The sequence below is a fragment of the Burkholderia sp. E168m15 genome, from assembly GCF_016586105.1.
Lineage (GTDB): Bacteria > Pseudomonadota > Gammaproteobacteria > Burkholderiales > Burkholderiaceae > Burkholderia > Burkholderia orbicola.
Map to the genome: position 1 here is coordinate 21,892 of NZ_BCPO01000194.1, position 26,322 is coordinate 48,213.

Below are 26,322 nucleotides of genomic sequence, written 5' to 3' on the forward strand. Positions count from 1 at the left end.
TCTCCGCCTAGCGTTGTGCCGACACGGTCGGGGCCGTGTCCGTCGCGGGTGCCGCGGATGCCGCGTTCGCCTGCGTCTGCGGCGTATCGGCCGCCACCTTGACCGGCGCGCCCGCATGCACGCTCTGCAGGCCGTTCACGATCACGCGGTCGCCGGTGTGCAGGCCTGAGGTCACGATCCATTGGTCCCGGAATGCGTTGTCGGCCGTGACTTGCACCTGCCGCGCGTTGCCGGCCGCATCCACGACGTAGACGCTCGCCTTGCCGTCTGACGCGCGCGTCACGGCCATCTGCGGTACGAGTATCGCGTTGTCGTTCTCGCCTTCTTCCAGGCGGGCGCGCACGAACATGCCGGGCAGCAATTCGCGTTCGGGGTTCGGGAACGTACTGCGCAGCGTGACCGAACCCGTGGTGGCGTCCACCGTGACGCCGGAGAACTGCAGCGCGCCGGGGTGGGCATATTCGGTACCGTCTTCCATCACGAGCGTGACGGCGGCGCTGTCGCTGCCTGTCTTCTTCAGGCGCCCGGAAGCGAAGGCCTTGCGAAGCCTCAGCCATTCCGTGCTGGGGCGCGTGACGTCGAGGTACATCTGGTCGAACGCCTGGATGGTGGCGAGCGCGGTGGTCTGGTTCGAGGTGACGAGCGCGCCTTCCGTCACGGTCGATGCGCCGATGCGTCCGGAAATGGGCGCACGCACGCGCGTGTATTCGAGGTTCACGCGCGCGGATTCGAGCGCTGCCTCGTCGGCCGTGACGTTCGCGGCGTCTTCGCGAACCGCAGCGACGGCATCGTCGTAGTCCTGCTTGCTCACGGCGTTGATCTTCACGAGTTCGGTGAAGCGGTCCGCTTTCGTCCTCGCCGAAGCCAGCGTGGCGCGGGCGTTTTCCAGCGTGCCGCGCGCCTGATCGTAGGCAGCCTGGTAGGTGGCCGGATCGATCTGGTAGAGCACCTGGCCCGCCTTCACGTCGCCGCCTTCCATGAACAGGCGCTTGAGGATGATGCCGCTCACCTGCGGTCGCACGTCGGAGACCTTCTGCGAGGAAAGGCGGCCGGCGAGTTCGGTGGTTTCGACGATGCGCTGCGGTGCGAGGGAGAGCACGCCTACCTGTGCGGTCTGCGCGGCGGAGCCGCCGGCCGGGGCGCCGGTCTGCCTGTTGCAGCCGGCGGTTCCGACTATCGCAAGTATCGAGAGTGCGGCAAACAGCTGGCGCGGCCTGCACGTCATGGGGTGGTGCGCGTGGTTCGGGAGAATGGGCGTCTTCATCTTTGACCTGTTTGGGCATCGCGATGTCGCGCGATGCGAGAACGGGACGGCACCGGACACTTCAGAGGTACCTCGGCGGTACCGGTGCTGGACAAGGCGTAACGCTACCGATGGCGCATTTTTTTGTGCTTACTGAAACTTACTGTCCAGTGAAGCGCCCCGACAGGGAAAGGAGAATCGGGCTTTCGGTGTACGTAATACCCGCGCGGCCCGACTTTTGTGCCGGTTCCGTCAGCGATCGCAAATCACAGTAATATTCCGAAAGCCAGTCAGGTCGTATCCGGGCTACCATCATTGCGTCCTCACGCCGCCCTGAATACCTGAAATGCACCCACCTTCCATCCCCGACGCCGCGCCGCAAGTCCTGCTCGTCGACGACGATGCGGAACTGCGCGACCTGCTGCGCAGGTTCTTCCAGCAGCGCGGCATCGAGTTCTCCGTTCTGCACGACGCAACGAATCTCGCGCGGCGGCTGGAGCGCGAACGGCCGGCCATCATCGTGCTGGACTTGATGATGCCGGGCGTGGATGGCCTCACCGCGCTCAAGCAACTGCGCGCGAGCGGCGACACGATTCCCGTCATCATGCTGACCGCGCGCGCCGAAGGCATTGACCGCGTGCTCGGGCTCGAACTCGGGGCGGACGACTATCTGGGCAAGCCGTTCATGCCACAGGAACTGCTCGCGCGCATCCAGGCAGTGCTGCGCCGCCAAGGGCCACCGAGAACCACGGCGGTGCGGGAGAAGCCCACCCCGTGCCGGTTCGGCCGCTTCGAACTGGATTTCTCGACGCGCACGCTGCTGCGCGAAGGCACGCCCGTGAAGCTCACTGGCGGCGAGTACGCGCTGCTCGAGGTGCTGGCCTCGCACCCCATGGAAACGCTTTCGCGTACGCGGCTCATCGAATTGCTCCACGGCCCGGACGCCGAAGTGACCGAGCGCGGCATCGACGTGCCGGTATGGCGTCTGCGCCGCCTGATCGAGGACGACCCGTCCAATCCCCGACGGCTGCAAACCGTGCGCGGGATCGGCTACATGTTCATTCCCGACAACCCGGCCGATGAAGAATCCACTTGACACGATGTTCGGCCGGCTCGTCATCACCACGGTGGGCCTGCTGGTGGTGGTTCATCTTACGTCGCTGCTGCTGATCGAGCGAACGCGCGCGAGCCTCGCCGCCTTCCATATTTCGCGCGTTGTGGAAACTGCCGCCAGCATGGGCGGGCAGGACAGCGGCGGCGAGCGGTCCGTGGCGGACATTCTCGGTATTTCGTTCGTGGACCTGAAGCAACTGCCGGCCGCCGACGCGCAGCGCTTTCGCGGCGACACGAACGGGCCCATCGAACGGCAATTGCGGCACGTGCTGCCGCCGGGCACCCACGTGGCAATGGACGACGACGGCACGCTGCGCGTGCTCCGCGCGGGCAGCACACGTGGCATCGTGCTGCCGCGAGCCGAGGTGCCGGTGAGCCGCTTCACCGGGGTGCTGGCGTTGACGCTGGTGTTCGCTATCGGGGTTGCCGTCGTGCTTGCCTGGCAATTGAATCGCCCCATTCGCGATCTTGCCGCAGCCGCGCGCGAACATCGCACCGGCCACCACCTGAACATCGTGCGCAAGCGCGGGCCGCGCGAATTGCGCGAGTTGATCGGCGACTTTAACGACATGACCGGCGAGCTGGCCGTGGCCGAGCGCGAGCGCGCCGTGATGCTGGCGAGTATCGCGCACGACCTGCGCACACCGATCACACGCATGCAGGTGCGGGCCGACCTGCTGACCGATCGTGGCGATCGCGAGGGTTTTCTGCGCGATACCGAGTCCATGTCGCGTGTCATCACGCAGTTTCTCGACTTTGCGCGCGAGATCCCCGAAGGTTCGCCGCTGATCAGCGTGGACACGCATTGCCGTCGCGATTACACCGACGCGCTGAGTCCGAGCGGCGACGCGCACCGAGATGCGCTCGTCACGCTCGATCTTCACGCGGGGCCCGACTTCATGCTACCTGCGGTCGATATCGACCGCATGCTCTCGAACCTCGTCGAAAATGCGCTCACCTACGGCGAGCCGCCCGTGGAGATCGCCACGCGAGCGCATGGCGAGCATTACGAACTCGTGGTGCGAGACCACGGGCCCGGCGTATCCGAGCCTGATCTGGATCGCGTGCTGCGTCCGTTTGTCCGGCTCGATCCCGCTCGCGGCGGCACCTCGCACAGCGGCTTGGGCCTGGCCATCGTTCACCGCCTCGTTCGCCGTCACGGCGGCACACTGCACATGTCCAATGCGGCAGACGGCGGGCTTGTCATAGTGATGAGGTTTCCGAAGCTCAGCGCCGCGCAATGAAGCCCGTACGCGGTGTCGAGACCCGTTTGCGCCGCGAAGGTCGGCAACGCGACACAAATAGCCACGCTTGCCAACGTAACGTGCCCGAAAGTATTCCGAGACCGATGCCGCTGCCGCCAAGCTCACTTCGTCGACGCTCTCATCGGCCACCTGCGGCCGGCTAAACGACGGCCTGCGAATTGACATCGTTGCTTCGCAAAAACAGAACCTAATACATTTTTCGGGGCGGCAGCAGGCGCTTCGCTTGCAGGCGCTGTCTGGCCACGGCGCTGGCTTTTTTCCGCTTGCGCTCCGTCGTGGGCTTCTCGTAGCCGGTGCGAGCGCGCAACTCGCGAATCAACCCGGTTTTCTCGATGTCACGCCGGAATCGCCGAAGGGCGACATCGATCGGTTCGTTGAGCTTCAGCGTAATTGTCGTCATGTAGATCCTGTCAGGAAAGGTTGCAACGGAAAGCTAGCCGAGCCGCGTCATGACGGCGCTTGCTATCTCGTCGGATTCGAATTCCGAGTATCCCGCTCCCATCGATAGCGCGCGTACCGCCATGAACATGTGCAGCTCGGGTTGATGACACATCGCTGAATCGGCGATTCTGGCGGGTACGACGGTGTCGATCCGGGTGACTTCATTTCGTCTGATCAAGCCGAGCAGTTCGTCGATGATCATTTCGTCCTCCAAAATGCCGAAAAATTGCGTTGCACCGGCGAGCACGCGTCAGCCCGCGCTCGAAAAGAACCCCTGTTTGCCGCGATTGTCGTCGATGATGTTCTCGGCATAGCGCACTGACGCACGACGGGCGTCACCGGCGTTGTCGAACGGGGCGGTGTCGCGCAACCGGAAAGTCTGGCTCTGCGTCAGCGTATCGGTGGTGCCGCGCAGGCAAATCTTGACCGCCGCGTCGAACCCGGCGTCGTAGTTGTGCGGGCAGCCCTGCGGCGCCGCCACGTGAGGGTAGATCAATGGATAAATCTCGAATCCACGATAGACGTGCATGCTCATGACGAACTCCTGGCGTTCGGCCACGACGAGTCGCATGGGCGAACACATCCGGCCAGTATTCCCGTCGAGGGGCGGGCCGATGGGTGAAGGGGACAACGTTGCAGCGCGAGGGAGGGGCGATGCAGCAAGCGGGCGGGTGGAGGGGCGAACGCTCAAAGAACGGCTGATCGCTCGGATGAACCCATCATACGCGCATCGTTTGCCGAGCGGTCGATTTATTCCGGGTTGGTGCAAGCACGCACCGGCACACGGTACACGATGCGATGGACGAGTGGTCAGATCGCAGGCGCGGTGCGGGCGGCGACGTCAGAGGGTCGTCAGCAATTGCAACTGACGTTCAGTCTCGTTCCCCGCGACCAGCGAGAAGAACCCGGTTTCGCGACGCTCGACTACCGTGAGCCCTTCGCTGTCGGAGAAGCCGTTCCACGCGCTGTCGTCGACATGTGCGATCGCTCCGCGCGTGCGCGCGAATGCCAGCAAGAGCGGGCTCGCCTGACGGCGGAGCACCTGACGATCCGAATTCAGCACGTACGGTGGCCACCCCGCACGAAGGACGAGATAGTAAGGAATGGAGCCGGGATCGATTGTCATTGGAGCGGTTTCGTGGGCGGGCCTGCGTTTGCCGTCCAGTTGCATTCGGAACGGTGTCGGGAAAGCGTGCGACGGATCGACGGGAGTTCACCGTGGCGTGCTTTCAGTGTATGCGTTGAACCGCTCGATTCGCAGAATATCGTAACCATCTGCTGCGACGTCGGTCACGCGCTCGATGACGGCATGATGCGCTGGCCCCGATGTCGTCGCGCGCGACTTCGGCGCTCATGTGATACCGGACGTTCTGTCCATTTTCCCGATATATCGATCCGGATGGCGATGGAGTCTTGACTGTCGTCATTGCTGTGTTCCTGCTCCACGCATCGAGTGGAGCCGTCTACCACCAAAAGATTGTAGCGATCTCTACCGAATTGCAGTGTTCGTGACGACCCACTATGCTGCCGTCATGAATCCCGTCCCGACTTCCTGGCTGCTGTTGATCGTCAGTCTGCCGACCTCCGGTGCGACTGCCCGCATGCGCATCTGGCGTACCGTCAAGGCGCTGGGCTGTGGTGCGCTGCGGGACGGTGCCTACCTGTTGCCGGCGCATGCCGAGCAGGCGGCGCAGTTGCGTGAGCTCGCCGACGAGGCCCGTAACGGCGATGGGCAGGCGTGGTTGCTGGATGTCCGTGCGGACGACCCTGCCGACGAAGACGCGTACAAACGGCTGTTCGATCGCGCGGGCGACTACGCAGCGTGGCTTGCCGAGCTTTCGGAGGCCCGCCAGACGCTGCCGGATCTGGCGGCAGCCGATCTCAATCGCCTGCAACGCCGCCACGCTCGCACGTACGAGGCCATTCGAAGCATCGATTTCTTTCCCGGCGAAACCTCGCTGCGCGCGCAGGCGCAATGGCGGGATTTCACCGCCGCGATCGAAGCGTTGCGCTCTCCGGGCGAGCCGCATGCCGCTCAACGCGGCATCCCGCGTCGCGACCCTGCGCAATATCAGGGCAGGCTGTGGGCGACGCGCCGTCACCTGTGGGTGGATCGCGTCGCCAGCGCGTGGCTGATTCGGCGTTTCATCGATCCGCATGCGCGCTTCGTGTGGCTGGACAACCTCGCCGATTGTCCGGCTGACGCGCTGGGCTTCGATTTCGACGGCGCCCCGTTCACGCATGTGGGCGATCGCGTGTCGTTCGAGGTCCTGATCGCGAGCTTTGGACTCGACGACAACGCGGGTCTCGTCCGGTTGGGCGCCATGGTGCATGCGCTGGACGTGGGCGGTGCCACCGTGCCGGAAGCCGGCGGATTCGAGGCCATTCTCGCGGGTGCCCGCAAGCGTCTTGCCGACGACGATGCGCTCCTGATGGAGATCGGCGCCGTACTCGATTCGTTGTACGTGCATTTCCGTGGCAATCGAAACCCCTGACCTTTCTGCGCGCCTCGACATGAATACACATCGCGACCGCCCGGCCTATACGCTGTGGCAACTGACCCGGTACTTCGCGTGGCTCGGCGCGACCGGTTTCGGCGGGCCGGTCGCGCTCGCCGGCTACATGCATCGGGATCTCGTGGACACGCGCGGATGGATCGCGGACGCGGACTACAAGGAGGGCCTGGCGCTCGCGCAGCTCGCCCCGGGCCCGCTTGCCGCGCAACTGGCGATCTATCTCGGCTACGTGCACTACCGCATCGTCGGCGCCACGCTGGTCGGGATCGCGTTCGTGCTGCCTTCGTTTGTGATGGTGGTGCTGCTCGGCTATGCATACACGCGATTCGGCGGCCTGACGTGGATGCAGTCGGTGTTCTACGGCGTCGGCGCGGCGGTGATCGGCATCATCGCGATCAGCGCGCGCAAGCTGACCGCGAAAAGCATCGGTCACGACAAGCTGCTATGGGCGATCTATCTCGCGCTGGTCGCGGTGACGGTGATCACCGAATCGGAAGTGGCGTGGCTGTTTCTCGCGGCGGGCCTGGTCGTCTGGTTCACGCGCGCGCCGCCCAGGTGGTTGCGCCAGCGGCGCGTCGATGCGGCCGTGGCGTTGCCCGTCTCCGCCACCGGGGCATGGCTCGGTATCGTCGACTGGCCGCAGCTCGCGCAACTCGCCGCGTTCTTTGCGAAGGCCGGCGCCTTCGTGTTCGGCTCGGGGCTCGCGATCGTGCCGTTCCTCTATGGGGGCGTGGTTACCGAGCACCATTGGCTCAACGAGAAGCAGTTCGTCGATGCGGTGGCCGTCGCGATGATCACGCCGGGCCCGGTCGTCATCACGGTGGGCTTCATCGGCTATCTGGTGGCGGGGCTGCCGGGCGCATGCGTGGCGGCGGCCGGCACGTTCCTGCCGTGCTACCTGTTCACCGTGTTGCCGGCCCCGTACTTCAAGAAGTACGGCAGGCTGCCGGCGATCCTGGCATTCGTCGACGGCGTGACGGCCGCGGCCGTCGGCGCGATCACGGGGTCGGTGATCGTGCTGGCCCGACGTTCGATCGTCGATGTGCCCACCGCCTTGATGGCGCTCGCGGCGATCGTGCTGCTGGTCAGGTTCAAGAAGCTGTCGGAGCCGGTGGTCGTGGGCGGGGCCGCCGTGATCGGCCTGATCGTGTACCCGCTGCTGCATCACTGACCGTGGAGGCCGCCATGCAATGGATTACGCGACAACGCCCGAAAATCGACCGGGTTGCCTGCCCCTGGCTCATTGCCCGTTTTATCGACGAGACGCCCGAATTTCTGTACGTCCCGCCGGGCGACGTGCTGCGGATCGCCAACGAGACCGGTGCGATTCCGTACGACATTCCGGGCGTGGAATTGACGCATGTCGGCGAGCAATGCAGTTTCGATGCGTTTCTCGACAAGTATGGTCTGGCCGACGATCGGGCGCTGCAGCACATGGCCCGTATCATTCGCGGCGCGGATACGTCGCGGCTCGATCTGACGCCGCAATCCAGCGGGCTTTATGCGATTTCGCTCGGGCTGTCGGACATGTTTTCCGACGATCACGACATGCTCGAGCATGGTCTGGTGATGTACGACGCGCTGTATGCGTGGTGCCGGCATTGCCAGGCCGAAGGCCATGCGTGGCCGCCGAAGATGGCGGAGTGACGACGCGGAGAACGGGGAATTCGTCGAACCGTCCGGCGCCCTCGACGGATGAAAAAATGCCCGCGGTGCGCGGGCATGTCGTCAACAGTTGCCTTTCTTGGCCTGTCCCGGCGGACAGAATCCATTCCCCGGCCCGCCTTGCGGCGCGACCACGACCGGCGGGCCCGGAACGTAGGCGACGCACCCGCTGAGCGCACCCACCATGCTCGCCGCTGCGAGCAATGCGATAACCCCTTTTTTCACTTCGTTCTCCCGTTGAGAGGAAAGGGCCGTTCGGCCCTTTCGATGATGCCGTCGGCGCGTCAGAAACCGAAGTTGACGTTGGACTGACTGGTCGTTGCGTTGACGTTTGCCGATTGGGTCGCGCCCGATGCCGCGTCGGCCTCGATCGTATATTGACCGGCGGCGGCCGGCGCCGCGGCCAGTGCGACCGGCAGCGAACCCGAGTAAGTGCCGACGATCGGCGCTGCCGCGGGCACCGACAGCGAATAGGCGCCGGTGTCCATGTTCGCGTTGATCGACGTGATCTCGTACGCGTTCGCGTCGACCGTCTGCAGCGCCCGCACGAATGCGTTCGCGCTGGCCGTCACCGTACCGCTGACGGTGCTCATCGTCGACGCAGGCAGCGTGATCGGTGCGGTCGAGGCCGACACCGCCGTGGTCGTGTTCACGACCACGGGCACCGAGCGGACGATGCCCGACGCGAAGTTGTTCTGCACGATCACGACATCGTAGTTGCCCTGCGTCGAGCTCTGGATCAGCGGCGACAGCACGAACTTCCCGGAACTGTCGGCCACCGTGCCGCGGACGACCTTGCCGCCTTGTTCGGCATAAACGGTCGCGCCGGCTTCGGCCGAGGCGACGTAGCCGGAGATCGCGCCGCTCACGACGGTCGGGATCGCGGTGACGACGGGTTTCAGCGCATACGAGCCGTTGCCGCGCTGCACGATCGACTTGCACGCGTTGAAGTCGAGCACGAGATCGACGAGCGTGTTGGGCTGGACCGTGAACGGCTGGATGATCTTGTAGCCGCTTTGCGTCGCACTCGGGGTGGCGAGCGCCTGTTCCACGCCGCCGGTCGGGACGACCGAGTTTGCGAGGTTGTTACCTTGATTCTGCGCGAGGACCAGCCGAACTTGCTGATACTGGCCGGCAGGCAGCGCGGTCTGGCCGAGATCGGCGAGCACACCGTTGGTCAGCGACAGCAGGTCGATCTTCTGCGGCGTCGCGAGGGAAACGGTCGACCAGCCGGCGTCGTTGTCGGCGGCGTTCGCGTTGGCGTTGACGCGGACTTGCGAGACGGTGACGTACACATGGTCGAAACCGCACGATGGCGCATCGGTCATCGCGACGTGCAGCGTACCGGTTTGCGTGCCGCCACCGTCGTCGCCGCCGCCGCAACCAGCGAGGACGAATGGTACGAAGGCGGCGCACAGGGCGCTCTTGATGATGTTGTTCATATGTCACCCCCCATTGGGATCGTTATTGTGGGTGACGGAAGAATAGCGGGGCTGCAGCCTACTATTTGAACATCTTTGAAACGGGCCGTAACAATTTGTTCGATCGGTAAATCTTTACCGGATTCGTGTTGGTTTGGAGCGCGCTGCGGGTGGTGAGGGGGATTGCTTCGTACCGAGTGGGAGGAAGCTCTTTTGTCATACGTTAGCGTCGCTTTTGACACGGGGCGCTCATGTGACGCCAAGAAATTGCTTTGGCGGCGCGAGTTCGCCTGCGGCTCGAATGGACGAATACGAAATTGACGGTGAGGGCGGGAGGCTTGCCGGCTGTAACACTGAGTTGTCGGCAAAGCAGGGCCGCGGGTGGCGGCAATCTGGCAAGATGCGTCGACTGACTGGAGACAGGGTGCCCCATGCACATCGCGATCGTAACCTTCCAGGGCTTCAACGAGCTCGACTCCCTCATTGCGCTCGGCGTGCTCAATCGAATCAGGAAGCCCGGCTGGCGCGTCACCCTTGCGTGCCCGGAGCCTTCCGTCACGTCGATGAACGGGGTAACCGTGCACGCGCAATCGACGTTGGCGGACGCTTGCACGGACGATGCCGTCATCATCGGCAGCGGTATTCAAACGCGGGACGTCGTCAACGACGCGGCACTGATGGCGCAGCTCAGGTTCGACCCTGCCCGGCAGCTGATCGGCGCGCAATGTTCGGGCACGTTGATTCTGGCGAAGCTCGGGTTGCTCGGCACGATCCCGGCCTGCACCGATCTCACGACCAAACCCTGGGTGATCGAGGCTGGCGTCGAGGTCCTGAATCAGCCCTTCTTCGCCCGAGGTAACGTCGCCACGGCGGGTGGCTGCCTTGCTTCGCCGTATCTGGCCGCGTGGCTCATCGCGTGTCTCGAAGGGGAGGACGCCGCGCGCGGCGCGCTGCACTATGTCGCGCCGGTCGGGGAGAAGGACGAGTATGTTTCCCGCGCGCTGACGAACATCAAGCCCTACTTGCAGTAGCGCGACAGGATGCGGCGAGCCTCCATCGCAATGAGCCGGGGGGCGCGAGTCGCTAAGCCGCCGTGGCGTTTTTCACCCGGGTCGTCTCCCGCGCGGATTCATGCTGGTCGGGCTGGATAGACCATGTCCCGCATTAGCCCGGCCCGTCGCTCGCTGCCGCGAGCAGCGGCACGACCAGATCGCTGATCGGCGTCGGAATGCCATGCTTTCGTCCGTATCGCTGCACGACGCCATTCCGGCAGTCCCATTCGAGCGGATGGTTGCCCTGCCGGTCGGCAAGAATCGACGTACCCAAATCCGGCGGAAAGCCGTGGAATCCATCGACGATCTCCTGCGGCACTTCATCGCCGAGCTTCGCGCCTTCCGCACGCGCGACCTCGAGACATTCCTTCAGGTAGGCGAGCGACAGCTCGGTGATGTCGCTTCGCGAGAACATGCCGGCGCGACGACCGGTCAGCACCATGAGCCCGGCCACGGCGTTCTGCAACAGCTTGCGCCATGCGAGCGAGATGAAATCCTCCGCCACCTCGGGCGCGCAGCGCGTGCCGCGCAAGGCCGAGACCACCACGTTGCTCGCCGGCGTATCGGGCAGGGTGAGGCGAGGCTTGGCCCGCAGCCACACCGACGCGCCCGATTCGCGTTGCGCCGGAAACCAGACGACCGACGGTACGATCGCGGCGCCGGCCGCATACGGTGCGAAGGCGGCTTTTTGCTCGACGCCGTTTTGCAGCACGCAGATGACGGTATTCGCATCGCATAGCGCGGCGACCCACGGTGCCGCGCTCGCCGTCTGCGTCGACTTGACCGCAACGAACACGAGATCGACCGTTTCCTTGACCGCTTGCGGGTCGGTCAGGACCGGCCCGGGCACGACGATCTCGCCGCCATCGAAGCGCAATTTCAATTCCGCGTGCGCCGAGCGGCCGCAGATCACCGGCGTGCGGCCGGCTTCGTGAAGGGCCGCGGCGACGGTCGTGCCGATTGCGCCCGGACCGACGAGCGCGACGGACGGGTAGCCGGATTTCGTCATGGTGTTCCTCCTGTCGGGTCATCCGCCAGATGCGGGCGCAGTGCGAGGGCGAGCGGAAAAATCGCGAGGGCGGTCAACGCGGTCGCATAGGTGGCGCCGTGCACACCGATCCGGTCGCCCAGGAAACCGTAGAGAACGGGCGATAGCGCGCCCGATGCGATCGTCCCCGTATAGAAAATCGCGAATGCGCGCTCGGTGCGCTCGGGTGCGGACAGCTCGGGGACGGTTCCGTACAGCACCGACGAAGTGCCGTTGAGCATCATACCCAGAATCGGCAGCAGCACCATGCTCGGCGCCAACGGGAGATACATCACCGCGATGATGCACGCTGCTGTCCCGCCCTCCGTGAGCAGCACCGTCCTCACCATACCCAGGCGCGCGCCGAGCCAGCCGCACATGAACTTGCCGGCCGCACCGCCAATGAAAACGAGTGCGAGGGCCGTTCCCAGCAGTTGAGGCGAGACGCCCTTTGCCTTCAGCAGGAAAGGCAGAAAGGTAAGCAGTCCCATGCGTACGGCCGTATCGAGCACGCCGATGGAGAACAGCGCGGAGAATCCGCTTTTTCCCGTGCCGCCGCGTTGCGCGGACGCATGCTCTTTCGCCGTCGTGTTCGCGCCGCCGCGCGGCACGGCGGGAAACCAGAGCGCGATGACGGCGGCCACGACGCAGCCCAGCCCGGCGACGATCCATAGCGCATGACGCCATGGCATCAGGGTCACGAGCAGCGAAATGGCGGCCGGCAGCGCCGATTTCCCGAGGTCGCCGGAAAAGTTGTAGATGCTCAGCGGGCCTCTTGCGTCGCGCCCATAGAAGCGGGAGACGGCGCCCGATGCGATCGGATGCTGCGTGCTGGAGCCGCCGCCCGAAATCGCCAGCGCGACGCCCAACCCGAGCAGGCCACCCGACATGCCCGCGAGCGCATAGCCGAGCGCGGCGAGCAGCGTACCGAGTGCGAGCGTCGCGCGGCTGCCCAGGCGTTGCGCGAGACGCCCGGCGGACAACTGCAGCGTCGCCATCGTGCCGGCATAGACGCCGCGCAGGATGGCCAGGGCTGCGAAGTCGAGCCCGAATTCCGACTGCCACACGGGTAGCAACGCGTAGATCATGTCCGTGTAGCCATCGTGCATGGCGTGTGCAACGCACGATAGCCACAGCGCGCGCCGTCGGGGTGGCGCGGTTTCCCGCGTGACGGGAGGGGAAAAAACCGGCAGGCGCATCGTTATTCGCTCCGTGCGAGCGGTGAAGGGAAGCCGCTCGTGGTATCGCTTTCAGCCTCGATGTGTCGATTTTATGGCTGAGAGGATCGTCATTTCAATTGAGCTAAAATCGCATCAATGGAGAGAAAAAGTCACGTCATGAGCGAAAGCCGGGATGTTGCGAAGCACCGGGGCGAGTTACCCCCGCTCAATGCGCTGCGCGCGTTCGATGCGGTCGCGCGACACGGCAGCTTCGCGGGTGCCGCGGCCGAGCTGCATGTGACCCACTGGGCCGTCGGAAAGCAGATCAGGTTGCTGGAGGACTGGTTCGGCCTGCCGTTGTTCGACCGTCGTCCGCGCGGTGTCGCGTTGACCGACGAAGGGGCGGCGTTGCTGAACGACGTCAGCCACGCGTTCGAGCGCCTCGGTACTGCGGTGGTGCGGCTGCGCCACAACACGTTCACGCACCGGATCTCAGGCGTCGTGCGGGTGAACGTGCCGATGAGCTTTGCGTTTTGCTGGCTGCTGCCGCGGCTCGCCGATTTCCATTCGCGGTACCCCGACATCGACGTCAGGGTGTCGACGACATCGCGCAAGCTGCGCTATGTCGCCGACGCTTTCGATATCGGTGTCCGCTCCGGTCCCGAGCAAGGCGCGGGCGTCGTCTCGCGCCCGTTGATGCCCGACCTGCGCGTGCCGGCCTGCAATCCCGCGTTGCTGCGCCAGCATCCGATCCAGAGCGTGGCCGACCTGCGCCATCACACGCTGCTGCATTCGGCCACGACGCGCTCTGCCTGGTCGCACTGGTTGAAGGAGGCGGGCGCGTCCGATCTGCGGGCCGCGCGCCATGTCGAATTCGATCACGTGAATCTTCAGCTTGGCGCGGCCATCGAGGGGCTTGGCGTCGCGCTGGCGTCGCTGCCGCTGATCGGGCGCGATCTCGCCGAGGGGCGCCTCGTGTGTCCCATCGCATCGCCCGTATGGCGCGCTGACGACTACATGCTGGTGACGAACGCCGATCGTGCCGACGATGCCGCGGTGTCCGCGTTCGAGGAATGGATGGAAGGCATGGCGAGCCGGCAGGGCGGCACGACGCCGGAGTAGTGCGGACACTACCCCGGCTTGCGAGTCGGCGATCAGAAGCCGTGGAACATGCCGATGTTGACCTGAACCTGGTTGCCGCCCGACGAGGTGTTGCCGAAGTCGGCAGCCGAAGCCTGCGCGCCCTTGGCATGCACGTAGGCACCCATCGCGTACAGCGCGGTACTCTTCGACAGCGAGTACGTCGCACCCAGCGACACCTGGTTGATCGAGGCCATCGTGCGTCCTTCGGCTGCTTGCGTGGGCGTGGCCGCGGAGCCGTAGACGTACGTGTAACCCGTCGCCAGCGACAGTGCCGGCGTGACCCGGTACTGCAGGAGCGCACCCAGCACGTTGAAGTGGATCGACGGCTGGCCGTCGTTACCCTTGTACTGGGCGTTCGAGTAGCGCAAGCCGGCCGTGTACGGCCCCACCTCGTATTGCGCGGCGACTTGCGCGATGCCCGCGCTCTTGAACGCATTGCCGCCGTTGTAGCCCGAACTCGGATAGCCCAGTGCGCCGCCGAAGCTCGGTTGCGCCGTTGCGTTCGTCCATCCGTTCTCGCCCTGGTTGGCCGCACGGAAGTAGCCGCCGGCGACCGTCAGGCCGCCTTGAGCGTAGGTCGCGGCCGCCGACCACGATTGACCCGACCCCGTTGAACCGGCCACGCCGCCGAACGAGTACGCGGCTTCAGCCTGGAAGCCGTGGATGATCGGCGAGATGTACTTCACCGCGTTGTTCTGGTTCGTCGTGTTGTCGTTGTTGTCGACGTCACCCGGCGTCGAGAAGGTCGACGCGGAAATGGCGTCACCCGTCAGGACCTGAACCATTTCCGTCACGGCGTCGAGCTGGCGCCCCATGCGCAACGCGCCGTACTGACTGGATGCGAGACCCACGTAGGCCTGACGGTTGAACAGCGAACGCGTGGTACCGATCGGCCCTTGGCCGCCGATGCCGCCTGTCGCGATGTTGAAACCATTCTCGATCTTGAATACCGCCTGGAGGCCGCCACCGAGGTCCTCTTGCCCTCGAAGGCCCCACTTGTTCGAGCCCGCGGCGCCGCCATCGAGGCCGAACCGGCTGTGGCCATTGATGTTCGACGTATAGCCGATGCCCGCATCGAGCATGCCATACAGGGTGACCGACGACTGTGCCATTGCTGCCGAGGATGCTGCGAAGGCGGCAACAGCGATAACGCTGATGTTGATCTTCTTGTTTTTCATCTGCATTTCACTGTCAGGAGTGGTTTCGGGATGGGTTGAAACGGCTTGTGTCGTATTCGAATGCAGGTGACGGCGCGCGGCCTGCGCATCGTCACGGTCGCAGCGGCCGGCGTCATATTTGCCACATCGGCATGCCGGCTTCGCTCATTTCGTGATCCTTACAATTTTGTATGGGGAACGTCGTACTGCTCGTACTGCTCGATCTGTTCTGCACCCCCTGCGTGGCCGCACTTTGCAGGTGCAAAAACCATATCAGGAACATAAATTCCCGTCAAAATTTGTTTGGTATAAGTTAATCTCGTTTGATAGCCGCGCGCTTTACGGGGTTTCCCCTATAAGAACCCGCACGTAGGCGATGTGTTATCGAAGTCCGCGTCATCACGCTGATGCGCCCGACGTCGCCAAGCGAATTCAGGTGGGGTCGTGCGGGGACGACAATCGACTGCACGGAACAGCCATCGCGAGCAACAATCCGGCAGTACCGGTGGTTACCGTTCCATTTGCTTTCGGATTGCGATAATCGAAATGAAAGGCGCGATTGATTAATGCGTGACCGTATAAGTCGTAAGCGCTTTCCGCATGTGATACAGCGGCGGATAGCTTCGGGTGATTCTTCTGTGGGGAAAAGGCGCCGCAAGCGATCTCGATCTTCGCGCGGGCGAACCGGCTCAGGCGGGCGCCGGTTGAACGGGTTTTTCGGGCCGGTAGCCAACTGCGTGACATCGGCCCCCGAATTGCGTTCGAACGAACGTCAGTCGTGGACGAAACTCAGCATTCGATCGGGCGCTGCATTAGATAGAATTTCATGTCGTCGCGGCCATGCAGCGAAATCGGAATCGGATCGCGATTAAAGCCGAGCATTTCATAGAACTGGTAGGCCGACTCGCGTGCCGTGCACCACAGCAGCGTGCCGCGCTGTTCGCGCACGTGGCGAATGGACAGATTGACCAGCAGACGGCCGAACCCCAGACCGCGGACCGACGGATGGACGGCCATGCCGCGCAGGCGCCAGGCTTCCGCGTTCGGCACGCCGGATTGTCCTTCTTTACATACGGATGCCACGGCGACAATAGTGTCGTTGTCACGAACGGCAAAATGCAGGGTGGTTGGCGCGTGATCTCCGTGTAAAGCGCTTCCCTCTTCATCTCCCGCCATCAGGATCGCGGCCCTGAGGGGATAGGTTTCTTCCGCACGGACGGCACAGATGGTAAAGCGCACACCTTGTGAAGTCATATAATTATCGGCTCTCTTCGTGACGCAGATTTTCTTCCAGTTTTCTTTCGGTATACCCACTCGCAAAATTAGCAGTTGCCGTGCGTTACCAGTAAGGGTAATTTCCTATCCGTCACTTCTTTTACAATCATACGCTAACTGCGATCACAGATGACGTCGAAAGTCTCGACAGATGCAGAGCTTGCCTACGAGGAGATCCGAGCGAGGATCTTTGACGGCCGCTTTGCGCCCGGGCAGAAAGTATCCCACCGGGGCCTGTCCGACGAACTCGGCTTCGGCCAAATGCCCGTGCGCAGCGCATTGCATTTGCTCGAATCCGAAGGGTTGGTCGTCGTCATCGAAAAGAGTGGCACCTATGTTGCGTCGCCGACTACCAGCGATCTCCGCGAAATTTTCGAAATGCGGCTGGCCCTGGAGAGTACCGCGGCGTTTCTTGCAGCGAGGTCGGGCGTGACGGCAGGCCTTCGCGACGCGGCAGCAAAAATGCAGGAACTGCTTGACCGGGACGTCGCGGACATCATGCTCGAGCAACGTATCGGCTGGGTGTTTCATCAGGAGTTGTTCGCCGCCGCACGGAACGTGCGTATCTCATCGGCGTATGGTCTATTGCGAGCCCAGACCCTGGCCCTGAACGAACTCCCGCGTGGCGACGCTGAAACCGTTCGGCGCGGCACGATCGAACACCTGCACATCTTTCACGCAATCGAAGCGAACGACGGCGAGCTGGCGCGTCAGCATATGTGGAATCACATCGTTGACGGTACGCCGGCACGGATCAAACTGCTAAAGGCACGGCATGAACACGAAAAATAAAGGGCTTTCCCTCCCGATGCAAATGCTTGGCGGGCTTGTCCTGGGCGCCGCTTGCGGCGTATTTGCTCCAGGCTTTGCCGCGAAGCTGGGCTTTCTGAGCGCGATGTTCGGCCACGCGATCAAGATGGTCGTCATGCCGCTGATTTTCCTGTCGGTCACGGTCGGGGTCTTTCGTGCGGGCCGGCTTCGCGAGCGGCTCGGCAAGGTCGCACTGTCGAGTATCGGCTTCTTCGTGTTGATGACGGGTCTGGCCGCCTCGCTTGGCCTGCTGCTCAACTTTGCATTTCGACCGGGTCTCGGGGCGAGCATGGTTCAGTCCGGATCGATGCCCGCCGCGCTTGCGTCCAGTATCGACTGGACGAAATTCCTCGTCGATCTGATCCCCGCCAACATCGTCGCTGCGCTCGCCGCGGGGAATTCGCTCCCCGTGCTGGTTTTCGGGGTGATTTTCGGGGCGGCCCTGGCGGCCGCGCCGGAGCGTGCCGAGCCCGCGATTGCCGTTTTCGAGGCGCTGCTGTCGGGATTGTTCAAGATGGTCCAGTGGGTGATCGCATGGTCGCCGCTCGCGATCTTTGCCGCGATCGCGCAGCTGTTGTCGGCCAAGGGGTTCACCGGCGCGCACTCGCTTGTCGAGCTTCTGGGCGTCGCCTATCTCGGCATGGCGATTCTGGCGGTCGTCCTCACCATCGTCATTCGCGTCGCCGGTCAGTCGCCGCTCGCCGTTCTCAGGAAGGTGAAGGAGCCGCTGATCCTGGGTTTCACGACGCGTTCGTCCGAAATTACCTACCCGTTGCACCTGAAGAAGCTGGTTGAATTGGGCGTGCCCTACGGCGTGGCGTCCACGATCTTGCCGCTGGCCTACATTTTCAATCGCGACGGCGCGGTACTTTACACGGCCCTTGCGGTCGGCTACCTGGCCGATGCCTATCATCTCGTCTGGTCCTGGCCGCTGGTGATCACGATCCTGATCTTGACGATCATCACCATCGACGGCGCGGCCAATGTGCCCTCCGGGGCGATCGTCGCCATCACCATCGTTCTCACGTCGATCGGGTTGCCGGCCGATGCGGTGCTGCTGCTGCTGGGCGTCGATGCCTTTTTCGACATGGGGCGGACCGCCCTGAACGTCTACGGGAGCACGGCCGCCGCCGCAGTTGCGGTGAGGCTGTCCGGTTCAGACAGTATCGCCGCGGAAACCGTACCCCGGCAGGCAAGCGTGTAGGGGCTTCGGAAGCGACGGGCGGTGCGCGTTTCAATGTCGCGCCTGCCCATTATCAGGCGCTGGCGTACGTCTATTCGAACCTTGAGGCAGGCGGGAAAAGCAGGATGGGATGAACGTACGTTCTTATCAAGTTTCAGTGGGTGGAGCGACGTATTTTTTGCCGGAGAAACATGATGATTGGTTCAGAGTCCGCAGCTTTTTTCATGCTGCGCCTAGGCACGCCGCATCCTTCGTGGGCATTCACTGACGACAGCAACATGCTCGGCATCGGCGATTGCGACGGCGTGATGAGTGCCATGTTCGAACTGGATCGCAACCAGGTCGCGCGGATCAGAAGACTGGGTCAGTCGGTGGAGCGAATCAGGTGTACGTGCGAACGCGCTGGCCGGGAGCTGCACTTTTATCTCCATGGCAGGCAGGTATCCCAAGGCGTGTGGGTTGGCGTCGCGTCGGCCGATCCCGACTATCTTCCGACTGACGAGATGATCGCAACATGGGAAGTACCGAAGCCCGACGATGCGTTCAGGTCGACGGGCGCGGGCGCAGACCTGATCGCATCGCTTAGCCTGGCCTAAACTGCGATCACAGATTGTCGGGCGTACGCCGTTCAATGCATGTGGTTCTGGCACACACCAACCTCGGATCGCCAGAACCGTTTTGCTGGCCAGGGCATCGGCCAGCGCTTTTTATTCCTTGAGCCGATTGCATCGGCTCGCTTGCGTCATGCTCACGGATCGGGGGCGTGACGTGCTGCACCGAAGTCCCCGTCGAAACCCGGCTGGCGCCGCCGCGCCACGCCGGGTACGCGCTCCCGCACGAATCCCGCCGCTCGATGACAACGACCCTGACCTTCCTCCCCGTCACGCAAGCCGACGCCGACGCCCTCGTCGCGATCCGCATCGCCGCGATGCGCGACAGCCTCGAGCGCATCGGCCGTTTCGATCCGCAGCGTGCGCGCGACCGGTTTCTCGCGTCGTTCGACCCGGCGCTCTGCCGCTTCATCGAAGCCGGCCATTCGCGTGCGGGTTTCTATACGCTCCGCCCGATGGCGGATCACTGGTTGCTCGACCACCTGTATATCGTGCCCGCGCATCAGGGCAAGGGTATTGGCGCCGCCGTGCTGCGCGAGATATTTGCTGCCGCCGACGAACGACGGATGCCCGTTCGCGTCGGCGCATTGCGCGGCAGCGACTCGAACCGCTTCTACGAACGGCACGGCTTCGTGCGAACCGATGAAGCGGAATGGGACATCTACTATCGGCGCGAACCGGGCACGGCAGCGACGTAGCGTTCGCGTGATGCATTCCGGTTGAAATCGGCACGCACGTATTAGCGTTTTCACCCATGTGGAAAACGCGGCGTCGGCCGATGTTGCAGAGAGGGCGTAAATAATTGATCCGAGGCCGATTATGACGACATCTGCAACAAACGGCGTGAATGCCGTGGCGCCCGAAACGTCCGACACCGCAGCCGCATCCGCATCCGTTGAAGTGCCCCGCGTCCCGTCGATCCTGCTGGTCGACGACGAACCGAACGTGGTGTCGGCGCTCCGGCGCGTATTCCGGCCCGCCGGCTACGACATCGTGACTGCCGACAGTGGCGAGACGGCGCTCGAGATCCTGGCGTCGACCGACATCGACCTGATCGTGTCCGACATGCGGATGCCGCACATGAGCGGCGCGGAATTCCTGGCGCGTGCACGGGCGCTGTACCCGGACACGATGCGCATCTTGCTGACCGGCTATGCGGAGCTCGCGTCGGTCGTGCAGGCCGTCAACGAAGGCGGCGTGTATCGCTACCTGAACAAGCCGTGGGACGATCACGACCTGCTGCTGACCATCGAGCAGGCGCTGGAACAGCGCCGTCTGCGTCGCGAAGCGGCCCGGCTGGCGGCGCTGACGGAGGCGCAGAACGAAGCACTGCGCCGTTTCAATACGGACCTCGAAACGCAGGTTCGCGCACGCACCGAGGAACTCGGCCAGACGGTGATGTTTCTCGAAGCGGCGCAAAGCGACCTGAAAAGTAGTTTCACGGCGATGGTTCAGGTGTGCGCAAGCATGATCGAGCTGCGCTGCGGGGCCGCGAGCGGGCACGCGATGCGGGTGGGCGAGATCGCGCGCCGGCTCGCGCTGGCGTCGGGGATGAGCGAACTGCATGCGCAGGACGTCTACTTCGCGGGGCTGTTGCACGGCATCGGCAAGCTGTCGCTGCCGGACGAATTGCTGCACAAGCCGCTCGCGCGGATGACGACGGACGAGCATCGCGTGTTTCAGGAGCATCCGTTGCGTGCGCAGATGGTGCTGACGCCGGTCGCCCAGTTGCACAAGGTTGCATCGATCGTGCTGCACCAGTACGAGCGCTTCAACGGCCGCGGCACGCCGGACGGGCTGGTCGGCGATGCGATCCCGATCGGGTCGCGGATCGTCGCGATCGCGCGCGACTTCGAAGGGTTGCGCCACGGCGAAATCGGTGCGCCGCATTCGATCGAGCAGGCGATCGACGTGTTGCGCTCGCAGGCGAGCGTGCGTTACGACCCGCAACTGGTTGCAGGCTTCATCGAGTTGATGCGGGACCCGGCGAGCCTCGGCATCGCGGCGTCCGTCGCGGAAATCCGGTCGGCGCAACTGCGCGAAGGGATGGAGCTTGCCGACGATCTGCGCACGCATCGCGGCGTGTTGCTGATGACGAAAGGCAGCGTGATGTCCGCGCATCAGATCGAGCTCGTGCGTCGCTTCGAAACGCGGGAGGGCACGCCGTTCGACATTCTCGTGCTGGCCGGGCCGGCTGCACAGGCGCATGCACCCAACGCAGGCGTGCCGCCGGCCTGACATCGAACGTCGGCCTGATGGCCGCGGGACGGGCGCTTGCCCCCGCCGCGGCGATGCACTCAACCCGTTGCGGGCGCCCGATCATGCATGGCATCTACAACCTTCCGCTCGTCGTGCTGTCGCTCGCGATCGCGACGCTGGCGTCGTATACGACGCTCGACCTCGCCGCGTTCATCTCGCTGCTCGACGATCCGAAGCTCAAGCGCGCGTGGCTCGGCGGCGGCGCGGCGGCGATGGGCACCGGAATCTGGTCGATGCATTTCGTCGGCATGCTCGCGTTTTCGTTGCCGGTGCCGCTCGGCTATGCGTGGCAGGAAACGGGCGCGTCGCTGGCGATCGCGGTGCTCGTATCGTATTTCGCGCTGAACGTCGTCACGCGCGCACGGCTGGGCTGGCGGCGGCTGTGCATGGGCGGTGTGCTGATGGGCGGCGGGATCGCCGGCATGCACTACACGGGGATGGCCGCGATGCACATGCAGCCCGGCATTCGCTACGATGCCGCGCTGTTCGCCGCGTCGATCGGCATCGCGGTGATCGCATCGACGGCCGCGTTGTGGATTGCACAGGCGTTGCGCATGCAGCAGGCGCGCCACGCGACCGCGCAACGTATCGGCGCGGCCGTCATCATGGGCCTCGCGATTACCGGCATGCACTACACGGCGATGGCGGCCGCGCATTTCGCGCCGGATGCGCGGTGCGGCGCCGCGAACGGCGTCGACGCGCCGTGGCTCGCGACCACCGTCGCGTTGTTTACGATGGCGACGCTGGTCGTCACGCTGCTGGTGTGCCGTTTCGATGCGCGCACAACTTTCCTGCGCGGGATGACCGACACGCTCGAACGGCTCGTGCGGGTGCGAACCGGCGAACTCGAACGCGCGCTGTACAGCTACGAGCAAACGACACGGATGCTGCAACGCACGCGCGAGAACATGGCGGCCGAGATCGACGAGCGCAAGGCCGCGCACGCGCTGCTCGAACAGGAGAAGGACGAACAGCGGCGCCTGCTGCATGCGCTCGAGGAAACCCACGAGCAGTTGCTGCAGTCGGAAAAACTCGCGTCGATCGGCCAGCTCGCCGCCGGCGTCGCGCACGAGATCAACAATCCGATCGGCTTCGTCAGCGCGAACCTCAATACGTTGAAGACGTGGGTGCGCAGCCTGCTCGACGTGGTCGCCGCGCATGAAGCCGCGCTGCCGCAGCTCGATCCGGCCACCCGCGACGCGTTGACGGCCGTGCACCGCGCGGTGGATCTCGACTACGTCCGCGACGAGATCGCGATGCTGATCGACGAGTCGATCGACGGCGCGCTGCGCGTGCGGCGCATCGTGCAGGACCTGCGCGATTTTTCCCGCCCGGCCAGCGACGAATGGAGCGTGGTCGATCTGCATGCGGGCCTCGAGAGCACGCTCAACGTCGTCCACAACGAGCTCAAGTACAAGGCCGACATCGTGCGCGATTACGGCGACGTCCCGCACGTCGAATGCCTGCCGTCGCAATTGAACCAGGTCTTCATGAACCTGCTGGTCAACGCGGCGCAGGCGATTCCGGAGCGCGGCGTGATCACGATCCGTACGTCGAGCGACGGCGATCAGGTGTCGATCGCGATCAGCGATACCGGCGCCGGCATGACGCCCGACGTCGTCCGGCGGATCTTCGATCCGTTCTTCACGACGAAACCGGTCGGGCAGGGCACGGGGCTCGGGCTGTCGGTATCGCACGGCATCGTCGAGCGTCATCGCGGCACCATCGACGTGACCAGCGAGCCGGGGCGCGGCACGACCTTCCGGATACGGTTGCCGGTTCGGCGTGCCGGCGACCGCGCGAGCGCGGCAGCGCTGGAGCAGCGGGCATGACGTCATGACGGCGGACGCTCGCGAGCGGCCGCTGCGAGCGTCGTGCGTCACGCCAATCGCTTGCGGCGCTGACGACGAAAGAAATGCCAGAACATCGCGGTCGCGTCCGGCCCCTTGGCGGAATGGAACGGCTCGCTCGGGTCTCCGCCGCTCCACGCATGCGGCAGCCGGCGGACGATGCACACCCTGACGACCAGCCGGCCGCCCTTCAGATAATCGATGTAGTCCGCATCGTCCTGCGCGTAGCTGCGTTGCTCGCCGATGCGGATCGCCCCGTGTTCGTCGACGAGCCGGTTGAGCCGCGCGAACGCGATGCCGAGCTGCGTCGCGTTCCGGTCGGTCACGACCGTATCGAGCGCGCCATGGATGACGAGGGCCGGCATGCCGGGATAGGACGCGACGTCGGCGCACGCGTCGAGCGCGGCGACCGGATCGTCGCGGAGCCCGCGACGCATCAGGCTCATCGCGGCCATCGTCGACGACGGCGGCGCGATGGCCGGGCCGGAGTGCAGGCCGACGGCCGCGAAACGGTCGGGATACCGGAGCGCCAGCGCCGCGGCGAGCCCGGCGCCGGCGGACAGGCCGGCCACGTAGATCCGGTCGCGATCGAAGCCGTGGCGCCGCACGATGGCGTCGACCAGCGACGCGACGGCCGCGGCTTCGGACTCGGTCGCGTCGCCATGCCAGTGCCAGCAGCGGTGCGCATGGGTCGTCTTGGCCTGTTCGGGAAACAGCACGGCGAACCCCGCGCGCTCGGCCAGACGGCAGATGCGCGTGCCCGCGGCGAACGATTCGGCGGTCTGCTTGCAGCCGTGCAGCATGACGACCGCCGGCATGCCCGCTGTTTTGGCAGGTGCGGCGGGAAGATACAGCGCGTACGCAAGATGGTTCACGAGCCGGCCGGCGCTCGGGCCGGCGGAATGAAACGAGCGCAGCCAGGTGCCGGGCGGCTCGACCGATGGCGCGCGTGCGGCGGGCGCGGCGCCCGTTCGTTTGGCGGCAGGGGCGGCGACGGCCGGCTTGATGGTGCGTTGAACGACCTTCTTGGCGGCTTTTGGGGCGGCCGGTCGCGGCTTGCCGGCGCGCTTCTTCGGCCGCGCACCGGTCGCGATGGAAAACAGTTCGAGATGCCGCAGCCAGAGGCTGGATTTCTTCCTGGGCATGTGCAGTTTCGTGCCGGCGGCCGGCCGTGACGGGAAGAGGCGGCCGACTCCACCGTCGGATGGAAGTCGAACGGGCGCGAAGCAAGGTTCGTGCTGCCGGTGCCGCGGCAACCGAAAGGCGGCGCCCGGCGGAACGGGGGTGACGCGCATCGATTATCGGCGATGCTAGCCGCCCGACGTGACGGGCGTGCGAATCGAAGCCTACTTCGGCCCTGAAAAGGACCATGGTGCATCCGGAATCGTCCGGTCCGCCGGGCCCTGGCCGCCGGGCGTTCACCGCCCGCGCAGTCGGAAATGACGACGGCGGCGATCGAATCGTCGGATAACGCCGTTATTCAGTGATATCGTGCGGTTCGACAGAAGCGTCCAACGTTCATTCCGTTGTGAGGGGCGATATGCGTCTTGCTGATTTCATCGTACGGAACATGGAAACGATCCTGGTGCAGTGGGAAGCCGTTGTTACCGGCCGCGAGGCACATGAACTCGCAGGGGCTACGCGACCACGCGCGCGAGATCCTGACCGCCGTCGCCAAGGACATCGCGACCCCGCAAACGCGGGAAGCGCAACACGAAAAATCGCTGGGGCGCGCCCCCGAGCCGGCGAACGCCAGCGAGACGGCCGCCCAGACGCATGCCGTTCTGCGCGCCCGGCGGGGCTTCAACATCAACCAGCTGGCAGCCGAGTATCGGGCGCTGCGTGCCAGTGTGCTGCGGCTGTGGATCGACGCGTGTCAGCCGGGGGCGCCTGACATGGACGACATGATCCGGTTCAACGAAGCGATCGATCAAGCGCTGGCCGAATCAGTCTCTTTTTTTACCGAACAGGTCGAACAGGCGCGCAACCTGCTTCTCGGCATGCTGAGTCACGACATGCGCACGCCGCTGCAGACCATCCAGCTCACGGCGTCGTATCTTGCCGCCCTCAATGCGGGTGAGGAAGTATCGGAGGCCGCCGCTCGGCTGATCAGAAGCGGCGGCCGCATGCAGGGCCTTCTCGATGACCTCTGCGATTTCAATCGCACCCAGCTCGGGCTGGGCATCAACGTCGTTCCCCGCAATATCGATCTCGCACATGTGCTCGACAATGTGGTGGACGAGTTGCGGGCCGGTCATCCGGATCGCGAAATTACCGTCGATATGCGCGGCGATCTCCGGGGTGAGTGGGACGACCAGCGAATGCAGCAGTTGCTGAGCAACCTGGTGAGCAATGCCATCAAGTATGGCGCGCGCGATACACCGGTGCGGGTGGTGGCCACGACGACCGGCGATGAAGTGTTCGTCGAGGTCGGCAACAGCGGGCCAGCGATCGATCCGCGCACGCTCGACCGCATTTTCGATCCGCTCGAGCGCGGGGAAGCGCGTCAGGGAAGGAAGGGTGACGATGCCGGCTTGGGGCTCGGCTTGTTCATCGCGCGGGAAATCGCCAAGGCGCATCGCGGCCGGATCGACGCGCGGTCCGATCAGACGGAAACCGTGTTCGCGGTGCGGCTGCCGAGAGGTGTATGAAGCGGGGAGCGCGGGCCGGGGGATGATTCGCCGTCGGGCTTGCGGTCGGCGGTGGCGAGAGGCCGCTACCGGCCACGAACGGCCGTCCGACACAGCTTTTTAGATCGTCGGCAATCGGTGCGGATAAGGGCGTAGCCTTTAGCGGTTACCGTCGATCAGATCGTTCAGCAGCGCATCGAACGCGGCCTGTGCGTCTTCAAGTTCCTGCAGGGCGGCATCAAAGGTTTGCAGCGCGAACGGCGAAGGCTCGCCGCTGCCTTGCGGCGGAAATTGCTTCTGCATCGAGGCGAACGTACTCTGCACGCGCAGCGTGGCGGCCACCATGCGCTCCATCGCCTGGGTTTCTTCGGCTCGGGCCTGTTCCGGATTCATTCCTCTCTCCTTGGATGGTTTTCTTGAAGACCAGATCGTACACGCTGTGTCCGTTCTTGCCGCCCTTGGCAGAACGACTCCGTTGAAGGTTCCAACGGCACGCTGCGG

Annotated in this window: 25 protein-coding genes and 1 pseudogene; 14 read left to right on the forward strand and 12 right to left on the reverse strand. The window is 64.5% G+C overall.

Translation table 11 applies throughout. The annotated features are described in order from the left end of the window. Window positions 1–7: 7 nt before the first annotated feature. A complete protein-coding gene (locus tag JMF86_RS30865) occupies window positions 8–1,264 on the reverse strand; it encodes an efflux RND transporter periplasmic adaptor subunit (RefSeq protein WP_054928632.1) in 1,257 nt (418 codons plus the stop codon). A 325-nt stretch (window positions 1,265–1,589) separates the two neighbouring features. On the opposite strand from JMF86_RS30865, the gene JMF86_RS30870 reads away from it, so the two are divergent. Together JMF86_RS30870 and JMF86_RS30875 are read left to right on the forward strand one after the other, a co-directional pair. After that, complete coding sequence (locus JMF86_RS30870; protein WP_027809817.1) at window positions 1,590–2,339, forward strand: response regulator; 750 nt, start codon at window positions 1,590–1,592, stop codon at window positions 2,337–2,339. Next, window positions 2,323–3,600 (forward strand): ATP-binding protein, encoded by a 1,278-nt coding sequence (locus JMF86_RS30875; protein WP_054928633.1) that lies wholly within the window; start codon window positions 2,323–2,325, stop codon window positions 3,598–3,600. The genes JMF86_RS30870 and JMF86_RS30875 overlap by 17 nt, the downstream gene beginning before the upstream one ends. A 208-nt stretch (window positions 3,601–3,808) precedes the next feature. Here the strand turns inward: JMF86_RS30875 and rpsU are convergent, their stop codons facing one another. The 4 genes from rpsU to JMF86_RS30895 form a co-directional block, all read right to left on the reverse strand. Next, a complete protein-coding gene (gene rpsU / locus JMF86_RS30880; RefSeq protein ID WP_011549147.1) occupies window positions 3,809–4,021 on the reverse strand; it encodes a 30S ribosomal protein S21 in 213 nt (70 codons plus the stop codon). Window positions 4,022–4,054: 33 nt separating this feature from the next. Further along, window positions 4,055–4,264 carry a hypothetical protein gene (locus tag JMF86_RS30885; protein ID WP_054928638.1) on the reverse strand — a complete coding sequence of 70 codons (210 nt, stop codon included), beginning with the start codon at window positions 4,262–4,264 and terminating at the stop codon, window positions 4,055–4,057. A 48-nt stretch (window positions 4,265–4,312) separates the two neighbouring features. Next, a complete protein-coding gene (locus JMF86_RS30890; protein WP_027808401.1) occupies window positions 4,313–4,597 on the reverse strand; it encodes a hypothetical protein in 285 nt (94 codons plus the stop codon). A 306-nt stretch (window positions 4,598–4,903) separates the two neighbouring features. Beyond that, window positions 4,904–5,233: a hypothetical protein gene (locus tag JMF86_RS30895; protein ID WP_011549144.1), complete on the reverse strand. Its 330-nt coding sequence runs from the start codon at window positions 5,231–5,233 to the stop codon at window positions 4,904–4,906. Window positions 5,234–5,594: 361 nt separating this feature from the next. On the opposite strand from JMF86_RS30895, the gene JMF86_RS30900 reads away from it, so the two are divergent. From JMF86_RS30900 to JMF86_RS30910, 3 genes are read left to right on the forward strand one after another with little or no spacing between them, the layout of a single operon-like run. Beyond that, window positions 5,595–6,557 (forward strand): chromate resistance protein ChrB domain-containing protein, encoded by a 963-nt coding sequence (locus JMF86_RS30900; protein WP_054928639.1) that lies wholly within the window; start codon window positions 5,595–5,597, stop codon window positions 6,555–6,557. Between the two features lie 19 nt (window positions 6,558–6,576). Continuing rightward, on the forward strand, window positions 6,577–7,749 hold the full coding sequence (locus tag JMF86_RS30905; protein ID WP_054928634.1) for a chromate transporter: 1,173 nt from the start codon (window positions 6,577–6,579) through the stop codon (window positions 7,747–7,749). A gap of 14 nt (window positions 7,750–7,763) precedes the next feature. After that, complete coding sequence (locus tag JMF86_RS30910; RefSeq protein ID WP_027808404.1) at window positions 7,764–8,225, forward strand: chromate resistance protein ChrB domain-containing protein; 462 nt, start codon at window positions 7,764–7,766, stop codon at window positions 8,223–8,225. Between the two features lie 302 nt (window positions 8,226–8,527). Here the strand turns inward: JMF86_RS30910 and JMF86_RS30915 are convergent, their stop codons facing one another. Next, window positions 8,528–9,685: a DUF4382 domain-containing protein gene (locus tag JMF86_RS30915; RefSeq protein ID WP_054928635.1), complete on the reverse strand. Its 1,158-nt coding sequence runs from the start codon at window positions 9,683–9,685 to the stop codon at window positions 8,528–8,530. Window positions 9,686–10,095: 410 nt separating this feature from the next. Here JMF86_RS30915 and JMF86_RS30920 point away from each other — a divergent pair, with 410 nt between their 5' ends. Continuing rightward, entirely contained in the window at window positions 10,096–10,695 is a 600-nt protein-coding gene (locus JMF86_RS30920; RefSeq protein WP_054928636.1) for a DJ-1/PfpI family protein, read from the forward strand. 133 nt (window positions 10,696–10,828) lie between these two features. Here JMF86_RS30920 and JMF86_RS30925 read toward each other — a convergent pair whose 3' ends face one another. Together JMF86_RS30925 and JMF86_RS30930 are read right to left on the reverse strand one after the other, a co-directional pair. Then, window positions 10,829–11,725 (reverse strand): oxidoreductase, encoded by an 897-nt coding sequence (locus JMF86_RS30925; RefSeq protein ID WP_054928640.1) that lies wholly within the window; start codon window positions 11,723–11,725, stop codon window positions 10,829–10,831. Next, window positions 11,722–12,942, reverse strand: coding sequence for an MFS transporter (locus tag JMF86_RS30930; RefSeq protein ID WP_011549136.1), 1,221 nt, complete (start codon window positions 12,940–12,942; stop codon window positions 11,722–11,724). The genes JMF86_RS30925 and JMF86_RS30930 overlap by 4 nt, the downstream gene beginning before the upstream one ends. Before the next feature lie 138 nt (window positions 12,943–13,080). On the opposite strand from JMF86_RS30930, the gene gcvA reads away from it, so the two are divergent. Then, window positions 13,081–14,025 (forward strand): transcriptional regulator GcvA, encoded by a 945-nt coding sequence (gene gcvA / locus JMF86_RS30935; RefSeq protein WP_172593409.1) that lies wholly within the window; start codon window positions 13,081–13,083, stop codon window positions 14,023–14,025. A gap of 32 nt (window positions 14,026–14,057) precedes the next feature. Here gcvA and JMF86_RS30940 read toward each other — a convergent pair whose 3' ends face one another. Together JMF86_RS30940 and JMF86_RS30945 are read right to left on the reverse strand one after the other, a co-directional pair. Next, on the reverse strand, window positions 14,058–15,224 hold the full coding sequence (locus tag JMF86_RS30940; RefSeq protein WP_011549134.1) for a porin: 1,167 nt from the start codon (window positions 15,222–15,224) through the stop codon (window positions 14,058–14,060). A gap of 768 nt (window positions 15,225–15,992) precedes the next feature. Continuing rightward, window positions 15,993–16,457, reverse strand: a complete 465-nt coding sequence (locus tag JMF86_RS30945) for a GNAT family N-acetyltransferase (RefSeq protein ID WP_011549132.1) — start codon at window positions 16,455–16,457, stop codon at window positions 15,993–15,995. A gap of 150 nt (window positions 16,458–16,607) precedes the next feature. Between JMF86_RS30945 and JMF86_RS30950 the strand changes: the two genes are divergently transcribed. The 6 genes from JMF86_RS30950 to JMF86_RS30975 all read left to right on the forward strand — a co-directional run bounded on the left by JMF86_RS30950 (window position 16,608) and on the right by JMF86_RS30975 (window position 23,173). Then, window positions 16,608–17,270 carry a GntR family transcriptional regulator gene (locus JMF86_RS30950; RefSeq protein ID WP_011549131.1) on the forward strand — a complete coding sequence of 221 codons (663 nt, stop codon included), beginning with the start codon at window positions 16,608–16,610 and terminating at the stop codon, window positions 17,268–17,270. Beyond that, the gene (locus tag JMF86_RS30955) at window positions 17,254–18,492 is read left to right on the forward strand and encodes a dicarboxylate/amino acid:cation symporter (protein WP_063828185.1); all 1,239 of its coding nucleotides are present in this window, start codon (window positions 17,254–17,256) and stop codon (window positions 18,490–18,492) included. Before JMF86_RS30950 ends, JMF86_RS30955 begins: the two co-directional genes overlap by 17 nt. A 170-nt stretch (window positions 18,493–18,662) precedes the next feature. Next, window positions 18,663–19,067 (forward strand): hypothetical protein, encoded by a 405-nt coding sequence (locus tag JMF86_RS30960; protein ID WP_011549129.1) that lies wholly within the window; start codon window positions 18,663–18,665, stop codon window positions 19,065–19,067. A 257-nt stretch (window positions 19,068–19,324) separates the two neighbouring features. Continuing rightward, window positions 19,325–19,780, forward strand: coding sequence for a GNAT family N-acetyltransferase (locus JMF86_RS30965; protein ID WP_011549128.1), 456 nt, complete (start codon window positions 19,325–19,327; stop codon window positions 19,778–19,780). 121 nt (window positions 19,781–19,901) lie between these two features. Beyond that, a complete protein-coding gene (locus JMF86_RS30970; protein WP_011549127.1) occupies window positions 19,902–21,320 on the forward strand; it encodes an HD domain-containing phosphohydrolase in 1,419 nt (472 codons plus the stop codon). Window positions 21,321–21,403: 83 nt separating this feature from the next. Beyond that, on the forward strand, window positions 21,404–23,173 hold the full coding sequence (locus JMF86_RS30975) for a histidine kinase (protein ID WP_041489518.1): 1,770 nt from the start codon (window positions 21,404–21,406) through the stop codon (window positions 23,171–23,173). Window positions 23,174–23,220: 47 nt separating this feature from the next. On the opposite strand, the gene JMF86_RS30980 is transcribed toward JMF86_RS30975, so the two are convergent. After that, entirely contained in the window at window positions 23,221–24,336 is a 1,116-nt protein-coding gene (locus tag JMF86_RS30980; protein WP_041489517.1) for an alpha/beta fold hydrolase, read from the reverse strand. Window positions 24,337–24,731: 395 nt separating this feature from the next. Here JMF86_RS30980 and JMF86_RS30985 point away from each other — a divergent pair. Continuing rightward, window positions 24,732–25,842: pseudogene (locus JMF86_RS30985) on the forward strand (ATP-binding protein). 138 nt (window positions 25,843–25,980) lie between these two features. Here the strand turns inward: JMF86_RS30985 and JMF86_RS30990 are convergent. Further along, window positions 25,981–26,214: a hypothetical protein gene (locus JMF86_RS30990; RefSeq protein WP_011549124.1), complete on the reverse strand. Its 234-nt coding sequence runs from the start codon at window positions 26,212–26,214 to the stop codon at window positions 25,981–25,983. Between the last annotated feature and the right edge of the window lie 108 nt (window positions 26,215–26,322).

Bases quoted from the DNA above. Each gene is read 5' to 3' on its own strand.
- JMF86_RS30865 (WP_054928632.1), bottom strand. From the start codon at position 1,264: ATGAAGACGCCCATTCTCCCGAACCACGCGCACCACCCCATGACGTGC.
- JMF86_RS30870 (WP_027809817.1), top strand. From the start codon at position 1,590: ATGCACCCACCTTCCATCCCCGACGCCGCGCCGCAAGTCCTGCTCGTC.
- JMF86_RS30875 (WP_054928633.1), top strand. From the start codon at position 2,323: ATGAAGAATCCACTTGACACGATGTTCGGCCGGCTCGTCATCACCACG.
- rpsU (WP_011549147.1), bottom strand. From the start codon at position 4,021: ATGACGACAATTACGCTGAAGCTCAACGAACCGATCGATGTCGCCCTT.
- JMF86_RS30885 (WP_054928638.1), bottom strand. From the start codon at position 4,264: ATGATCATCGACGAACTGCTCGGCTTGATCAGACGAAATGAAGTCACC.
- JMF86_RS30890 (WP_027808401.1), bottom strand. From the start codon at position 4,597: ATGAGCATGCACGTCTATCGTGGATTCGAGATTTATCCATTGATCTAC.
- JMF86_RS30895 (WP_011549144.1), bottom strand. From the start codon at position 5,233: ATGCAACTGGACGGCAAACGCAGGCCCGCCCACGAAACCGCTCCAATG.
- JMF86_RS30900 (WP_054928639.1), top strand. From the start codon at position 5,595: ATGAATCCCGTCCCGACTTCCTGGCTGCTGTTGATCGTCAGTCTGCCG.
- JMF86_RS30905 (WP_054928634.1), top strand. From the start codon at position 6,577: ATGAATACACATCGCGACCGCCCGGCCTATACGCTGTGGCAACTGACC.
- JMF86_RS30910 (WP_027808404.1), top strand. From the start codon at position 7,764: ATGCAATGGATTACGCGACAACGCCCGAAAATCGACCGGGTTGCCTGC.
- JMF86_RS30915 (WP_054928635.1), bottom strand. From the start codon at position 9,685: ATGAACAACATCATCAAGAGCGCCCTGTGCGCCGCCTTCGTACCATTC.
- JMF86_RS30920 (WP_054928636.1), top strand. From the start codon at position 10,096: ATGCACATCGCGATCGTAACCTTCCAGGGCTTCAACGAGCTCGACTCC.
- JMF86_RS30925 (WP_054928640.1), bottom strand. From the start codon at position 11,725: ATGACGAAATCCGGCTACCCGTCCGTCGCGCTCGTCGGTCCGGGCGCA.
- JMF86_RS30930 (WP_011549136.1), bottom strand. From the start codon at position 12,942: ATGCGCCTGCCGGTTTTTTCCCCTCCCGTCACGCGGGAAACCGCGCCA.
- gcvA (WP_172593409.1), top strand. From the start codon at position 13,081: ATGAGCGAAAGCCGGGATGTTGCGAAGCACCGGGGCGAGTTACCCCCG.
- JMF86_RS30940 (WP_011549134.1), bottom strand. From the start codon at position 15,224: ATGAAAAACAAGAAGATCAACATCAGCGTTATCGCTGTTGCCGCCTTC.
- JMF86_RS30945 (WP_011549132.1), bottom strand. From the start codon at position 16,457: ATGACTTCACAAGGTGTGCGCTTTACCATCTGTGCCGTCCGTGCGGAA.
- JMF86_RS30950 (WP_011549131.1), top strand. From the start codon at position 16,608: ATGACGTCGAAAGTCTCGACAGATGCAGAGCTTGCCTACGAGGAGATC.
- JMF86_RS30955 (WP_063828185.1), top strand. From the start codon at position 17,254: ATGAACACGAAAAATAAAGGGCTTTCCCTCCCGATGCAAATGCTTGGC.
- JMF86_RS30960 (WP_011549129.1), top strand. From the start codon at position 18,663: ATGATGATTGGTTCAGAGTCCGCAGCTTTTTTCATGCTGCGCCTAGGC.
- JMF86_RS30965 (WP_011549128.1), top strand. From the start codon at position 19,325: ATGACAACGACCCTGACCTTCCTCCCCGTCACGCAAGCCGACGCCGAC.
- JMF86_RS30970 (WP_011549127.1), top strand. From the start codon at position 19,902: ATGACGACATCTGCAACAAACGGCGTGAATGCCGTGGCGCCCGAAACG.
- JMF86_RS30975 (WP_041489518.1), top strand. From the start codon at position 21,404: ATGCATGGCATCTACAACCTTCCGCTCGTCGTGCTGTCGCTCGCGATC.
- JMF86_RS30980 (WP_041489517.1), bottom strand. From the start codon at position 24,336: ATGCCCAGGAAGAAATCCAGCCTCTGGCTGCGGCATCTCGAACTGTTT.
- JMF86_RS30990 (WP_011549124.1), bottom strand. From the start codon at position 26,214: ATGAATCCGGAACAGGCCCGAGCCGAAGAAACCCAGGCGATGGAGCGC.